Source organism: Dolichospermum sp. LEGE 00246 (assembly GCF_015207865.1).
In the GTDB taxonomy this organism is placed as follows: Bacteria; Cyanobacteriota; Cyanobacteriia; order Cyanobacteriales; family Nostocaceae; genus Dolichospermum; species Dolichospermum heterosporum.
On sequence record NZ_JADEWA010000004.1, the window covers coordinates 1378 to 19776 of the forward strand.

Annotated in this window: 1 protein-coding gene (only partly in view); it reads left to right on the forward strand. The window is 41.9% G+C overall.

What is annotated here, in order from left to right; translation table 11 throughout:
• Positions 1-18399, forward strand: part of the annotated coding region (locus tag IQ228_RS00605; protein WP_193961938.1) for a DUF4347 domain-containing protein (this coding region is incomplete at its 3' end). Its footprint extends 16606 nt past the window's final position; 18399 of its 35005 annotated nt are in view.

Consider the following 18399-nt stretch of genomic DNA (forward strand, 5'->3'; position numbering starts at 1 on the left):
ATGAGCATAAACGATATCACAAACCTAAATTCCTATAATTCTGACCTACTACAGCCACTAAATTCAGAATTAGAAGATCCCTTATATCAAAAACCATATAAATCCAGTAATTTACCGAATTACGGGTTAGACACATTGGTTTTTGTTGATTCATTAGTACAAGACTACGGGCAAATTTTATCAAACCTCAGCTCATCCGTAGGGGTAGTTGTACTCGATAGCCATTTTGATGGAATCGGGCAAATTGGAGAAGTATTAAAAAATTATCATGATATCAGTGCAGTCCATATTATTTCCCACGGTAGCGAGGGAACAGTAAAACTAGGAACAACAACCCTATCTGATAGTAATTTAAGTCTGTACGAAGAGCAGATAAAAGAATGGGGTACAGGACTCACAGGTACAGCAGATATCTTATTTTATGGTTGTAATATCGCTCAAGGTGAAGACGGACAAGCATTTGTCACTCACCTGAGTCAAATTAGCGGGGCTGACATAGCAGCGTCTACAGATAGAACAGGTGCATCCCCCTTGGGTGGTGATTGGAAGTTAGAATTTCAAACAGGGGCAATTGAAGCCACAACCATACAGGATAATACTTACAACTATGTTTTAGATGCTACTCCCACTTCCTTGACATTGCAAGGGTTATATGCTGCATGGCAAAATGGCACTCCTGAGAACTTTACCATTGCCGACGCAGAACTAACAATCAATAATAATGTTTTCCTTAGTGGTACGTTTAACGTCACCTCTAGTGATAGCAATCAAATAAAACTTAGCGCCACACAGTTAAATGGCTTTGTTGGCTATGGTGCAGCAACAACCGGAGATACAACTGATGATCAGGGTCTGGCTTTAAGTAGTGGTAGTTTGATCTTTACCTTAAATAGTGATCATAGTTATAGCTACGATATTAATAACGCCACCGTGACAACAAGAGGAATTGATTTCCTCAATATTGCCAGCACAGTTTCCGCTTCCGGTAATAGCACAACCACAACCGTATCACTGAATAATAGCCAACTAAGTATTGGCAATTCCCTAGATTTACAAGGTAACTTCACCTATCAAGTTACAAATACCAGCACAAAATTCTTAGGTACAAACGTCTCAGCCTTTGTTGGGAATGACAAAAATACACCAGGAACTACAGATGATTTGGGATTAGGGTTAACTGGTGGTAACTTTAGTTTAGATTTGAATACAGATGGCAGTTATAGCTACGATATTAATAACGCCACCGTGACAACAAGAGGAATTGATTTCCTCAATATTGCCAGCACAGTTTCCGCTTCCGGTAATGGCACAACCACAACCGTATCACTGAATAATAGCCAACTAAGTATTAGTGACTTTTTCAACTTACAAGGTAATTTTAGTCTTGAAGTCACAAATACAACGACTAAATTATTAGGTTCTAATATCTCTGCATTCATTGGTTATGCCGGTAACGCAGGAGAAGCTGATGATGTGGGGTTTGCTCTGAATGGCAGCAATTTTAATGCCACATTCAATGCAGATAATACTTATACTTATAATATTGACGGTAATGCCACACTTCGGGGGATGGATTTCCTCAACTTTAATGGTAATATTACAGCCCAAGGTAATTCCAATACTCTCTCTGTCACCCTCAATGAGGTTAATCTCAATATATCCCAATTTGCCCAAGTTTCAGGAGACTTTGGCTTTAGTTTCAATAATACTAATATAACTATTAATGCTAGTGACTTTTCTGCTTTCGTTGGTTATACAGGTGCAGATTTAGTCAGCATCAGCGATGATGTAGGTGTGGCCTTAACCGGTGGACAATTTGCCCTGAATATAGATAAAGTAGCTGCGAATAAATATAGCTATACTTTCGATAATATTTCGGCAGACTTAAGAGGATTAAATTTCCTGTCCCTACCTCAGCCCTTTACATTTAACGGCTTTAGTATTGATACAGGAATTGAATTTCAGTTACCCAGTTTTGACTTTGACTTACCTGGTATTGGCAATTTATTAGGAGACTTCAATCTTAAATTTGAACTTCCTGATATCAATCTACCGGGTGTAAATCCGAGTTTACCCAAGATTAGTTTAGATTTACCAGATTTACCAAATGTACCTGATCTGTCTGGCTTCTTAGGATTAGGTGATTTTGGTTTTAATATTCTAGATGGAAATTTTGATTTATCCTTTGATGTTGCCACATTAGATTTTAATTACGACTTCTCTGGACTGAAATTAGATCCTATAGGCTTAGATTTCCTGGATTTAGATGGCTTTACCCTCAGTGGTTTCCGTCTCCCAGAAATTAATGGATTTGAGCTTCAAATAGAGGATTTTGGACTCAATATTGATGATTTCCTCAACATCAATGGTGATTTTAACTTCCGGTTTGGGACAGATTTGGAAATACCAACACTGGATATACAAGGCTTAGGTTTCTCCGGTGGAATTGAATTTGGGGATTTTGGTTTTGATATTCTAGATGGTGGCTTTGATCTTGGGTTTGATTTTAGCACTGGCGAATTTGACTACAATTTCTCTGATCTCAAATTAGCCCCGATTAACCTAGATATTCTGAATCTTGATGGATTTACCCTAGATGCGTTCCGATTACCAGATATTGATGGTATAGGCTTAAAGTTATATGATTTTGACCTATCTTTAGGAGATTTTGCGAAAATTAATGGAGATTTTGATATCAATATAGGCAAACTCAATGGTTTACCAGTCTTTAGCATGAAAGCTATTGATTTCGGTGGTTTCCTTGGTTTTGATAATATCGGTTTCAATATCTTAGATGGAGATTTTGACTTATCTTTTGATGGCATAAACTTAGACTATAACTTCTCAGGATTAGATGTAGATCCTATTGGTTTGGATTTCCTCAACTTAGATGGGTTTAAACTAGATGCTTTCAGTCTTCCTGAAATTGATGGTATTGGTTTAAGTTTAAAAGACTTCAGTTTTGGATTGGGTGATATCCTCACATTAAATGGAGATTTTGATCTTAGCTTTGGGACAGATTTAGATTTAGGTTTGCCAGTTTTTAATCTCAAAGGACTAGATTTTGGTGGATTTATCGGCTTTGATGGTATTGGATTTAATATTAACACCGGTGACTTTGATTTATCTCTGAATGCAGATTTATTTGATTACAAATTCTCAGGATTAGAATTAAGTTCAGTTGGTTTAGATTTCTTAGATTTAGCCGGAGTCACCCTGGGTGGTTTCTACTTACCAGAAATTGACGGTTTACAATTAAATATTGATGGGTTAGCTTTATCCATTGGTGATTTTCTCAATATCAACGGTGATTTTGATCTAAAAATAGGTACAGATTTAGACTTAAACACACCTGTTTTTGATTTTAGTGCCATTGATTTCACTGGTAAAATCGGCTTTGGTGGTATAGACTTCCTCGATATCCTCAATGGAGATTTCTTTAATCTCTCCCTAGATGGTTTAACTTGGAACTTTGAAATTGACGGTTTAACGGTAGATTTCCCCAACTTACCTTTCTTGCGCTTTGGTAATCCCTTCACCCTTAACGGCTTAGGTTCTCCCGACTTTTTGAAGTTAAACTTAGCCGATATTGATTTAATAATTGATGATTATACCCGATTAAGTGGCGATTTCGATTTTGAATTTAATCGAGATGCAACAGGTCAAAGCAGTTTCCAAATTATCGGAACAGATGTTGATGCTTTTGTGGGTGAAGGTGCGGGAACATTAGAAATTGCTGATGATATTGGTGTAGGTTTAACCAATGCAGATTTCCGTCTCAATGTCAACCCCGATAACAGCTTTAGCTATAATATCCAAGCGGAAGAATCGGCAGATGGTTTACCCAGCGCTCAATTGCGAGGTATTCCCGATGTTACCCTAGAAGTAGATAGCTTTACCGCCCAAGGAGATGCTGACGGTACAGCAGTCAGTCTCAGTGGTTATGACTTGGCTGTGAGTGACTTTGTATCTTTGTCCGGTGCTGAATTAATCTTTAACTTAGAAAAACAAGCCTCAGAACGCAAACTGACTCTAGGTGCAACAGGTGTTTCTGCCTTCGTTGGTAGTCAAAATGCAGGTGTCACCCTAGCTGATGGTCGGTTAGGTATGCTTATTTACACACCAACTGAACCAAATACAGCCGCCACCTATGCCCTAACGGTTGGCGGTAGTGGTGGTTTAATCGGTGTTGATGATCTGACCTTAACAGGTAATCTCGACGTGCTGGTGAACCGCACAGGACAAGCTGTAGCTGAAAGTATAGTCCTCACCAGTGGTGAAGTTATTGAACTCAATTTCAGTAACGCAAATGATGTCACTGTAGTTGCGGGTAATGCCACCATTCAAGTGTCAGATATAGCACTTTTAAATGGGGAATTCCGAATTGAGAAGGATGTCGCAGCCACAGTTACCGAACTAAAACTAGCAGCAGCAGATGTTTCCGCTTTCATTGGTGCAGGTTATGGGACACAGAGTGCGATAGGAGTGCAGTTGAGTCAAGGTCAATTGGGCTTAATTCTCAGCAGTGATGGTATTAACGCCGCTAAATATGCCCTGAGTGCCAGTGGTACTGCGGCTTTGTTGGGAGTTCCCGAATTGACACTTGCTGGTAATTTGTCCCTAGAATGGAATCCCCAAGGGCAGGATATCAACGAAACCTTTACCCTACCAAGTGGGACAACCTTTGATTTGACTTTAGGGGCAACAGAAGCAATTACACCGAGAATCGCCGGACAACTAGAATTAAATGTTGCTGATGCTGTGCAGATATCGGGTAATTTTGGTTTTGAGAAACAAACCACTGTTACAGGTGAAACGACATTAACCAAATTGTTAATTGGTGCATCTAATGTTGATGCCTTTGTTGGTTCTGAAGGAGAAACAGGCATTCAAGTTAATGATGGCATACTCGGCTTGGTGCTGTTAGATGAACGCATAGGAACAGCAGCCGGCAATAGTAGTTATGGGTTAGATGTTTCTGGTAGTGCTAGTTTAGTTGGTGTCCCCGAACTGACTTTAGATGGTACAGTAGCAGTCCGCATTAATCGCACAGGTGAAACTCTCAATGAAGAGATTGCTTTAGGTGGAGGAAAAACCGTTACAGTTGCCTTTGGGGAAGGACAGGAAAATCAATTCCGTGTAGAAGGAACTGGGGAATTTAATGCTGCTAATGCAGTGGCTTTAGGTGGTGATTTCTCCCTAGAAATATTCAAACAACAAGAATTAGGACAAACAGGGTTAACAAATACAGTTAATTTGAGTGCAGGTTCTCAGCAAAAAGGAGAAACTAGTGTTAGTGAAGGTTTATATCAACAAATTCTCACAGAACTGCGGACGAAGAAAGAGGCTTTAGAAGCAGCAGAGGAAAATGTAAAAAGTATTAATGCCATAGTTGATGGGTTATCCTTTAATGAGAATAACGTAGATTTGGAGAGCGATCGTTTAATTCTATCTGCTGCTTCTACCTTAGAAAATAGCCAAAAAGTCGTTTACCAAACTTCAGGTACAGCAATTGGTGGTTTAGTAATTGGTCAAGAATACACAATTAATAAACTGAATGATCAAACAATCCAATTATTACAAAATGGCCAAGTAGTTGACCTAACCAGCGTAGGAACTGGAGAACAAATCCTCAAAACCGTCCTAGCCTTCGCTGCTGACAATAGCCTCAACATTGACCTAGACAAAGAACAAATCATCCTCCCTACCCCCCACAACTTCACCACAGGGGAAAAAGTACAGTATAATGCCAATGGCAACACAGCAATTGGTGGCTTAATTGACCTGAGAATTTATACCGTCGAAGTCATCAGTTCCACAATTATTTCTCTCAAAGATCAAGAAGGTAACATCGTTGATTTTACCCATGATAGTGTGGGTAATCATTCCTTCAACCCAGTTACAGAAATTAATGCTAATAATGATATCTACATAGACCTAGCACAAAATAAAATTCTCTTTGATAATCCGCATGGTTTAACTAACGGTTCAGTCCGCTATGATGCTAACGGTAATCCCCCCATTGGTGGATTAACAGACGGACAAACCTATCTAATCAAATATGTTGATAGTAAAACAATTCAATTACAAAATCCCAATAATAACAACATCATTGATTTAACCAGTCAAAGTATTGGCAACCATAACTTCCGCTTCGTCTCCAGTATCGAAGCCACCAGCACAGCCAGTAAAATTGATATTAGCAGTAATACCATTAATTTCACAGGCAAACACTTCCTGCAAACAGGCGATAAAATCACCTATTATAACCCCGAAAAATTACCCGGTAATGGTACAGCAATAGGCGGCACAATTGATAGCCTCAGTCAGAATTACAGCACCTATGCTTATTATGTAATTAGAGTTGATGAAGATACCATTAAACTAGCAACTAGTGCCAGTAACGCCACCGCCGGCATAGCTATAGATTTAACCAGCACAGGTTCAGGAGATCAACCCTTTACCCTCATAGAAAAGGCCAACGGAGATAGAAGTCAGCTTACCTACCGTCTACCAGCCACTATTAAATCCGTTTCTGCCAATAACACCGTTGAACTAACCTACAATCATGGTTTACAAACTGGTCAAGGAATAGTAGTTCAACTTAACTCCACAGCCTCCACTCCAAAATCTCCCTTTGTAGGGTTAAACGTAGATACCTACAGCACCGCAGGTTATCAACCCACAGAAGATAAAACCTATTATGTCAAAGTAGTTTCTAAAACCAAAATTCAACTAGCAGAAACCTTAGAAGACCTCAAATTAGGTAACTTTGTCTCTGTAATTAAAAATGCCGCCAGCAACACCACCGCTTACCGTTTCATGCCCACAGTCCAAGCAGGAGGAGGTACAGCCCAAGCAGTAGATGTAAATGCTAATAATATCACCTTTGCTGGTGGTCATATCTTCTTTGACCAGGACGAAGTTTTGTATGAAGTAGCACCTGGAGGAACTGCCATTGGTGGCTTAATATCAGGGCAAAATTACACAGCTACATATATCGATGGCACGACAATTCAACTAAAAGATGGAACTGGTAATGTGATTGACTTAACCAGTCCAGGTAGTGGTAGTCAAGTATTCAGCGTTGTAGCCAAAACATTTAAAGCAGCAAATACCCTCAACGTTAACCCCGATACGAATACCATTCACCTCAGCACACCCCATAACTTCAGCGAGGGGCAAACAGTTAAATATTCAGTTGGTGCAGACTTACAGGCAATTGGTGGTTTAACACCTGGACAAAACTACACAGTTAAAGTCATTGATAGTACCACCCTACAACTAATGACAGGTGGGCAGATAATAGACATCACCAAAGGTGGCACAGGTAGCCAACAACTAATTCCCGTCACGGGAGTTTCCTTCTCAGCCCAAAACCAAATTCGCGTTAACGTCGGAGAAAATACCCTAATTATCCCCGACACTAGCAGCTTAAAAATAGGAGATGCCCTAGAATACCGCACCAGCGTTAACCCCATTGGTGGTTTAACAACAGGAACAACCTACTACATAGCAGCTATCAACGGCACAGCCATCAAACTAGCCGCTAGTGCAGGTGGTACAGTTATAGACCTAACTGGGGCAGGAGGCACAGGATCACATCAATTCCTCCGCAGTGGTGTCAACTTTACACCTGTTAACAACATTGCCCAACAACGGAGAGATGCCGTAGTTGCCCTAGCAGACCGATTAAGTAGTGATTTGGGTGTAACTGTCACCCTCACCGCCGGAGATGCCAGTGAAGGCACAACTGCCAGTGATAGAGGTGTAACTTTCCGAGATGCCAGTGTTACTTACGATGAAAAAACAGAAGAACAAACCAAAATCCTCCTGGGACTAACCGACGCTTACGCCTTCATGGGTAGCGGTTATGGTACAGGTGATGAAATGGGTGTGAAAATCACTGATGCCAATTTAGGATTAGCATTATATCGCACAGTAGACTACGCCAACCCCAACGCTACAACACCTATGACCTACGCCCTGAGTGGGAATGGAGTAGCAGCAGTAGTTGGTATTGATGACCTCACCCTCAGTGGTAGCCTATCCGTCAAAGTCAACCGCACAGGGGTAGCAGTAGAAGAAACCATCACCACACCGGGCAGCGAATTAACCCTCAGCTTTAGCGATACAGAAGGCAACCTCACCCAAATTCAAGGCAATGCAGAAATTGATGTCGCTGGTTTTGCCGCCGTCAGTGGAGAATTCTTCTTTGCCAAACAAAATAGTGGAGACATTATTTCCGGGGCAAAAGAGGTTACAGCCTTTGTTGGTAGTGAATACGGAACAACAGATGCAATTGGGATAGAACTGAGTGACGGTGAACTAGGTTTAGTCCTCAAACAAACCGGAAAATATGCCCTAACTGCTAGTGGAAATACCAATTTACTGGGAATAGATGATTTAACCCTAGATGGTAGATTACAACTAGAAGTGAACCGTTTAGGAACAGCAATTAATCAAACTATTACCTTACCCAGCGGGGAAGAAGTAATTGTCAACTTTGCTGAAAGTAATAATATTACCCGCGTTCAAGGAAATGCAAATATTGATATCGCTGGATTTGCAGCAATAAGTGGAGAGTTCTTTGTCCAGAAGAATATTTCTGGAGAAAATACCAAACTATTAATTGCGGCAAATGATGTCACAGCCTTTGTCGGTAGTAGTTATCAAACTGATAATGCCACAGGAATATTATTGAGTGACGGTGAGTTAGGATTAGTTATTAACCGGACAGGAGTTGAAGCAGCGAAATATGCCCTGCAAGCCAGTGGTAGTGCAGGTATAGTTGGTGTGGATGAATTAACCCTAGAAGGAACATTAAATTTAGCGGTAAATCGCAGTAACACCGCAGTTAATGAAATCATCACCCTTCCGAGTAACGAAACAGTTACCATCAACTTTGCCCAAAATGAAGGCAATATTACCCGCATTCAAGGTAATGCAGAAATTGATGTCGCTGGATTTGCGGCTGTAAATGGCGAGTTCTTTGTCCAGAAGAATAATACACAATTATTAATTGCGGCTAATGATGTCACAGCCTTTGTCGGTAGCGGTTACGGCAGTCCAAGCGCCACAGGAATACAACTAAATAATGGTGAATTAGGATTAGTTATTAATCAAACCGGAACTACACCAGCAACTTATGCCCTCAATGCCAGTGGTAGCGCGGAAATTGTGGGTATTGATGATCTGACATTAACAGGAACATTAGCAGTAGAAGTAAATCGTACAGGTGGAGAAGTTAACCAAACTATTACCTTACCCAGTCAGGAAGTAGTAACTGTCAACTTTGCCGCCAATGAAGGCAATATTACCCGTTTACAAGGTAATGCCACTGTAAATGCAGCCGGATTTGCAGCCGTCAATGGCGAGTTCTTTGTGGAAAAACAAGTTATTAGTGGAGAGAGTCAACAAACTCAACTGTTAATTGCGGCTAATAAAGTGAAAGCTTTTGTGGGTAGCGGTTACGGTAGTAACTCCCCAATGGGTGTACAACTGAGTGACGGAAAATTAGGTTTAGTTATTGCACAAACCGACACCAATCCCGCCCTATATGCCTTAACTGCCAGTGGTAGTGCAGAATTATTAGGTGTACCAAAACTCACCCTAGAAGGAAATCTGCAACTGGAAGTTAACCGCATGGGTGGGGCAGTTGCCAAAACTATTACTCTACCAAGTGGTGAAACTGTTGATATCCTCTTTACCGAAGCAGAAAGTAATATTACCCGTGTTCAAGGTAATGCCACCATTAATGTTGCGGACGCTGCGGTAGTGAGTGGGGAATTATTCTTTGAGAAAAATGTCGTTGATACCCTAACTCAGTTACGAATAGGTGCAGGTGATGTCACCGCTTTTGTAGGCAGTAACTACAATACCGATGATGCCGTTGGGGTAGAACTGAGTGAGGGAGAACTAGGTTTAGTTATTAACCAAGATGGTACGAACGAGGCTACTTATGCCTTGACTGCGAGTGGTAGTGCAGCATTGTTGGGACTACCAGAACTAACCATAGAAGGAAATCTACAACTGGCTGTAAATCGCACAGGAGGGGCGTTTGCTGATACGATTACCCTGCCTAGTGGTGAAGAGGTAAATATCGCCTTTAGCGACACAGAGGGAACGATTACCAGAGTTCAAGGCAATGCACTATTAAATATTGCTGATACTGCGGTAGTGAGTGGGGAGTTCTTCTTTGAGAAAAATGTCGTTAATACCTTGACAGAATTACGCATTGGTGCAGGTAATGTTAATGCCTTTGTGGGGTCAGGTTATGCGACAGCAGACGCGGTAGGAGTTCAACTCAGTCAAGGACAATTGGGTTTATTGGTTAATCAAAGTGGTACAAGTGCAGCTAAATATGCCTTAACTGCTAGTGGTAGTGCCGCATTATTAGGAGTACCAGAATTGACCCTTGATGGGACATTGAATATCAATGTTAATCGTATGGGGGCAATAGTTGATGAAACTATTACTTTACCCAGTGGTGCAGAAGTTGCCATAAACTTTGCAACTGTTAACGACTTCACTCAAATCAGTGGTAGTCTCAACCTGAATGTTGCTGATACCGTTGCCATTTCGGGTAATTTCGGTTTCCAAAAAGAGGTAAGAATTGAAGGTGCGACAACCTATACGGATTTATTGATAGGTGCAGATGGAGTCAGGGCTTTTGTTGGTTCTGGTGATAATTCAGGTATCGAAGTTACTGCTGGAAAACTTGGTTTGGCTATCTATGCGGAAGAAACGGCTGCAAGTAGTAATAGCACCTATGCCTTAATTGCTTCTGGTAAAGCGGCTTTAATTGGTGTACCGGAGTTAACTTTGGATGGTAGTGCAAGTATCCGCATTAACCGCACGGGTGGAACGGTAGATGAAACCATTGCCATAGGAAATAATCAGAATATCCAAGTTCTCTTTAATGCTGGACAGGAAAATCAAAGTCGCGTTGAAGGTACAGCTGATTTCAATGCGGCTAATGCGATCGCCTTTGGTGGTGCTTTTTCAGTTGAGTTATTTAAGTTACAAGAACCTGGTGAAGCAGGGTTAAGTCAAGAAAGTAACTTAGATAATTTCAGCCAAGAGTCTGGCAAAACTGTTGTCACAGAGGCGATGTACCAAAGTTTATTGGCACAGTTGGCAGCCCAAAAACAGACATTAGAGGCAGATAAATCTACAGTTAAAGGAATAGCTGCAACCGTTGATGGTTGGGCGTTTAATGAGAATAATGTGGACTTGATAGGCGACCTGATCTCATTACCGCAATCTCACGGATTAACCAATGGTCAAAAAGTTCTTTATCGAACTAGTAGCAATGTCATTGGTGGTTTAACTAATGGTGAAACCTACACCGTTGAGGTAATTGATAATAAAGCCATCAAATTAATTAGCACAACCACCGAGAAAGTTGTTGACCTCACCACTGTAGGTAGTGGAGTCCAATCTTTACGAGAAATTGTCAGTTTCAACGCCACCAATACTATTCGCGTAGATGTAGCCGCAGAAAACATTACAGTTTCAAACTACTTAAATAACTTCACAAACGGTGATTTAGTCCAATATCAACCAGGGGATAATCAAGTCATTGGTGGCTTATCTGCTGGGGAAGTTTACACTGTTCAAGGGATTTCCGGTGATATTATTAGTCTCAAGAATAGTCAAGGTAATATCGTTGATTTGACTAGTGATAGTCTGGGGACTCAATATCTCAAACCCGTCACCCTTTTTGATGCTGCAAGTAAATTACATATTGACACAGCCAAAGAACAAATTATCTTTGATCAACCTCACGGTTTAAGCAGTGGTCAGGTAGTGCGTTATGACCGTCAAGGAAAAGATGCAGTTGTCGGTTTAGTTGACCACTACAGTTATATTGTCAAAGTCATTGATAGTAAAACCATTCAACTACTAAAAACCACTGATAAGACCGTCGTTAACCTCTATGGTGATAGTGAGGGCGACCATTTATTCCAAGCAGTCACCAGTTTTGAAGCAGAAAATAACCTATCTAGCGTCAACATTGACAATGAGACTATCCGCTTTGTTAATAAACATAATTTACTAACTGGCGACAATATTAGATATCGAGTTCCTAGCAGTTATCAAGAAGGAACTAATATTGAAGTTGATTATCCACTAGTTAGTAATAGTGGCGTAGTCCAACCAATGAGTTATTACGACATCATCAATTACAACGTCATAAAAATTGATGACTATACCATTAAACTTGCCAAAGGTAAGAGTAATGCCTTAGCTGGAAACGCCGTTAATTTACTCACAGAAGGTACAGGTCCACAAATATTCTCCCTGGGAGAAAAAGCGAATGGTGATAGTTCACATCTAACCTTCCAAAGCCCATCTACTATCAAGAGTATTAGTAATAATGTAATTACTTTAAATTACCAGCATAATTTCACAAATGGTCAAGGAATTGCCTTACAAGTAGAAGATAGTCTCACAATTAGCGCACCTAATCCCACCTCTCCCCTTAATGGATTACAGGCAGATATCTACACTGCTGACGTATACAATCGTTACGGATATCACACCACCGCGCCAGAAATTTATTATGTCAAAGTTATTTCACCAACCCAATTCAAACTAGCAGAAACCTTTGCGGATTTACAAGCTGATAATTTTGTTAATATCAGCAAAAAATCTGGTGGTGACAACTATCGCTTCCGACCTGTTTGGGAGTTACCCACGACAGTTGGTAGTCCTGTAATTGATACCACGAATGATCGGATTGTTATTGAAGCTGGACATAACTTTAAAGACGGTGATAAAGTTCGTTATGAATTTGATCCTGGACAAACTACCATTGGTGGTTTAACCAACGGCAATAACTATTACGTCAAAGTAATTAACAACACCACCATTCAATTAAGTTCTACCCTCAACGGTTCTACCATTAATTTAACTAACGCAGGAACAGGGATTCAGCGTTTTGTTCAAAATTTAGTTAGCTTTAACACTGAAAATGGATTAGGAGTAAATCCGAATAATGATCAAATTAGCTTTACCACTCCTCACAACTTCCAAAATGGCGACTTGGTAAGCTATGAAACTGATTTAGGACAAAAGGCAATTGGTGGTTTAACCAGTGGTGCAAATTACTATGTCAAAGTCATTGACAACAGCACCATTCAACTAACCAGTGAACTCAACGGACAAACCATTAACATTACTAGTGGTGGCCAAGGAAATCAACGTTTTGTTAAAACTGGTGTACCATTTGTCCCCGAAAACCTGATTAATGTTGATGTCGCCAAAAATGCAATTATCTTACCAGAACCATTGAATTGGCAGGTAGGAGAAGCGGTAGAGTATCGCACCACAGGTACAGCAATTGGTGGTTTAACCAGTGGTACAAATTACTATATTGCCGAAGTTAAAGGAACTACCATCAAACTAGCGTCCAGTGCAGGTGGTACAGTTATTGACCTCACCAGTGACGGCACAGGATCACAGCAATTCCTCCGCAGTGGTGTGAGTTTCACACCTATTAACAACATTGCCGAACAACGCAGAGATGCCGTAGTTGCCTTAGCTAACCGTTTAACCCATGATTTAGGTGTAACTGTCATCCTGACTGCTGGAAGTGCTACCGAAGGAACAACTACCAGCGACAGAGGCGTAACCTTCAGTAATGCCAGCTTTACCTATGATGAACAGTTACAAGAGAAAACTAAACTATTATTAGCACTTACCGACGGTTACGCCTTCATGGGTAGCGGTTACGGAACAAATGCGGCCACAGGAGTTTCTATTACTGATGCCTCTTTAGGTTTAGCCCTCTACAAAACCATAGACTATAGCAACCCCCAAGCAACAACTACCATGACCTATGCCTTAACTGGTGCTGGTAGTGCGGCTTTATTGGGTGTCCCTGATTTGACTTTAACGGGAACAGTAAATGTAGAAGTTAATCGCACTGGTGGCATAGTTGAAGAGAAATTAACCACTCCCAGCGGATTCGTAAATATTAACTTTGAAGAGGGGCAAGAAGATATTACCCGGATTCAAGGTAACGTCTACATTGGTGTATCTGACTGGGCGAAATTGGAAGGCAACTTTGTCTTCCAAGTTGATAATGACAATGGCACAAAAGTTATTAATTTAGAAGCCACAGATGTATCCGCTTTGGTTGGTGCAGGTGTAAGTACAGATACTGCTAGTGATGATATCGGTCTGAAATTAAGTAATGTTAACAGCTATGTGCAGATTCGTAATTCTGTCTCAGAAGGAACGACTTTTGCCTATAATCTGGGTGGAGATGTAGCTCTAGTTGGTATTGATGGACTAACACTTAGTGGCAATGTCAACGCACTGTATAATAAAACCAGTGCTGCTATTACTCTCGGTGATCAGACTATTGCCGCTGGGGTTAATCAAGTCAGTGGCACAGGCTTAACTCTCAATATCGCTGATCTGACTGAACTGAGTGCTGATTTGGTTTTTAATATCCGCGAATCCGATGGCGCAATTTTAGCCGCTGGTAAAAATATCTCAGCCTCCGTCAGTCTAATTGATGGCATGACAGGCAGTTTAAATAATGGCAAAGTGGGGCTGGTCTTACTTCAAAGTGGAGGCTATGCCCTCCAAGGTACTGGTACTGCAAACCTAGAGGTAGCAGGTCTAGTCTTTACCGGTGATCTAGCCGTTGAAGTGAACCGGACTGGTCAAGCCATTAATGAAACCATTACCATTGCTGACCAGTCTATCAACGTCAAATTTGCCAACCCTGCCAATGTCAGCCGCTTCAACGCCTCTAACCTGGATATGGTATTAACAGATGGGGTGAAGGATGCGCTGATTATTGGTGCAGAGGAACTCATCGATCTCAAAGCTAGTCTGATTCCCACTTACGACAACGAAGGTAATGTAACTTCTGAAAGCCCACTCACCATAGCTTTACCAGGAACAGATACAACCCTAGACGGAATATTGGGGATGAGTAGTTACTTGTCCTTGGGAGATGCTGTCAAAACATACATTTCGCCCAGTCAAGCGAGTACCACACCGCTAACCTTGCAAGGACTGATTGGTAGTCTCAGAACCAATTGGCTACCTACCCTACCCATAGCCAACGGCTTGGATTTTGTCATCGGTCAAACTGGTTTCTCTCTGTCTTATGCCTCCCAAAGCCATTATCAAAAAACTATCAACCTTGGAGTGGATGCAAATGCCGCCGACTTTGGGATAGAACTTGATGGTAAAGCCCAAATCAATCTAGGGGTAGATTTAGGAATTGACTTTGATTTCAGTTTCGACTGGCAAAACTTCACCAGTACATTTGATCTCAACAAACTGGCTTTTAAAGCAACAGCAGCAGCCAACGATATCACATTAGGTGCTTACTTTGGACCATTAGCAATGAGCATTGGCTCGGATGAAGTGGGTAAACAGAAAGGTACAGCAGCTATTACACTAGGTGGTTCGCTATCTTATCTAAACAGCGAATTCACGGTGACAACTAACGATAATCGCCTAGATGTGATGTTGCCTTTCTACGCTTCCCTAGCAGGAAATGATTTAGCTAATGGCGTAACTCCGAAGGCATATTTAGAAGGTCAATTGTTTGGTGGGACGGGGCTGACATTCCGGACAGAAAACTTTGACAAACTCCTGAATTTCCGTAACTTTGGCGTAGGCGATGCCATAACCATGGTTCAGGATGTAATCTCCTGGGCTGAAGACTATCGCCAGTCTGATGTGATGAGTACACAGATCCCATTTACGGATCTTTCACTAGGAAATACCCTGGACTTTGCCACCGCCATTAACAACAATGTCCTCTCAAAAATTGACTTATACCGTCCCGTCGTCAATATATTTACAGGGAGCGGAGCAGCCTTGAGCGGTGGCAAACTCACGGTAACAGGACAAACCTTTAATAGTAGCTGGAAGGGTAAAGTAGTTACAATTAACGGGCTGGGTGACTTCAAGATTTTACAGGTCGAGAATAATACCCTCACCCTGGATAGTCCAACTACCACGGCGCAAACCGGACTGAACTTCTCCGTTCATAATCAAAAAGAAAAGATTCGCACCTATCAAGAATTGATCGTTGCCGTCAATAATTCCGGCATTCTCCCCCTCAATGTGCCAATGACCTACGATCCAGTGCAGAATGCCATTATCATGCCCTTCAGCTTCAAACAAGACCTGCCTGTCCTGGATAACGTAGCCTTGGATCTGGGATTAGAAGCTGGCGATTTGTCTCTGTCTACAAATGCCAAAGCAGCACTAAAGGCATCAGTAGACGGACGCATGGATTTGGTAATTGACTTCGACGGACCCACAGGTACAGGAGGTGTCAATCTTTATGTGGATAACGTTGAACTCAAAGGTGCAGTCAACTTTGATGTCACCGATTTAGAAGTAGCCGCTAAATTGGGCTTCTTGGGATTAACCGCAGGTGGTGCTGGTACAGGTTCAGCAATTCACCTGGGTGCTACTGTTTCCACGGGATTAGATCGTGATCCTAACAACAATACACCGGGAGACAGACGTTTTAGCTTCAATGACCTTGTGAATGGGGAATTGACTGACTCTTTCTACATCAAACTTGATGGTGATGGCTACACCAAATTGAAAGGACTGAAGGTGAATGAAGGTTTCGGTAACATCTCCATTGCCCCCAATCTGGAATTAGCTGTTTATGCCCCTAATCTACTGAATCTGTCTGGCGTGCAGACAGTTAAACAACCCCTCAATCAAGTCTTCGACCTCCAGGCGCAAATTGCCAGCGGTGCAATTCAGAACCAAGGCATAGTAGTCGTAATCCCCAGTTTGGATAACCTCTTCAACCTCAAAGAGCTGAGTTTTGACCAGATAATGCAAGGGATTCACATGGGGATTGACTTCCTGAACAGTTCCCTGGCAGACGAGCCGTTCTATACTACTCCCATTCCAGTTATTAATACATCTTTACAAGAGTCTTTCACGTTCCTGGATGATCTGACTAGCAAGTTAGAGGTGGCGGCGGAAAATCCGGCGGGAATGTTGCAAGAAGTGGAATCAACTATCGAGAATGCCTTGGGAATTACTGATAACAATAGTCTGGCAAGCGATCAACAAAAATTCTCTCTTTCTCTCAACGATCACTACTTAAATATTCACTTAGGTTGGCAAGCACTTTTCTCCGATAACTTTGACTTCAATCTCGATCTCGCCACATTGAAGCAATTGTCCGGTAATTCCGACGCTCTGGCTTTAGATGCTATTGATTACCTCGCTGATATCAATGGCGGTGGCAACCTGACCCTAGAAGCTTTAGCTAACCTCAGCTTCGATGCGGCGATTGACCTCAATACCCTCACTACAGGTACTCCTCACATTGCTTTGCGTGACTATAATGCCACAACAGGAAAGGGAACTCATGCCCAAATAGGTGTTCGTTTAGAAGGGAAGGATCTAAACCTTGGTTTCAAAGCAGGTCCAATAGATATAGTTGTGGATCAGGGAAGTATGGTCTTGGATGGTGATGGCAATGTCAACACGAAGGATTATGCTGGCTTGCTGGTTGCTGTTGACCAAAAACCCACTTCTACCCAGCCTGATGACGGTTTGTACCACATCCTTCAAGAGTCCTTGAACGACAACCTGCAAATCAAACTGACAGGCGGCTTTGATATTAATCTGCCCATTACCTTGAGCATTTTAGGAGCAGATTTTAACCTTGATCCAATTCATATTCAAACCAATCCCGTCTATGGAGATCAGGGTTTAGTACAACTATTTAAGCATCTGGCAAAATCGGCGGATGCGGGGGTGGCAGAGCCGCTACAAATGACATTCCCCGATATTCGTGGACAGTTTGCCTCCCTCGGTGGTAATTTCTCCCTCTTAGCTCTGATTAACGATCCCTCCTTTATTCTGGATGGTGTAGATAGTGCTGTAGGTACTTTGCAAGATGTCCTAGATTCAGGTTTGGCGCAGGATATACCGCTGGTAGGGGAAAAATTAGCCACCGCGGTTTCATTCCTTCGGGATATGCGAACGGGATTACTAGCTGATCTCCGCACCAAACTGAGCGGTAATGGTAAGGCGATTGAATACCTACGGGAAACCCTTTGGAATATCCTTGGACCAGATAAGCTCAACTTGTTGCTCGATGCTAACAGTGATGGCAACCTGACCATTGATGATGTCCAGGTTAACTGGTTTGATGCGGCTGGTCAGAAGCTGAAAATCTGGCGGCAGGGAGATGCGTTACCAACGGGGGTAGATGCCATCCAGTTTGATATGAAAATGGGCGGACACCTCTATGGTGCGGGGATTGATTTGCCCTTGGATTTACAACTCCCCGGCTTTAGTTTGGATGTAAATGGTGGGTTCGGCTTAGATATTGGCTGGGGCTTCGACTTTGGTTTTGGACTCAGCCTCAAGGACTCT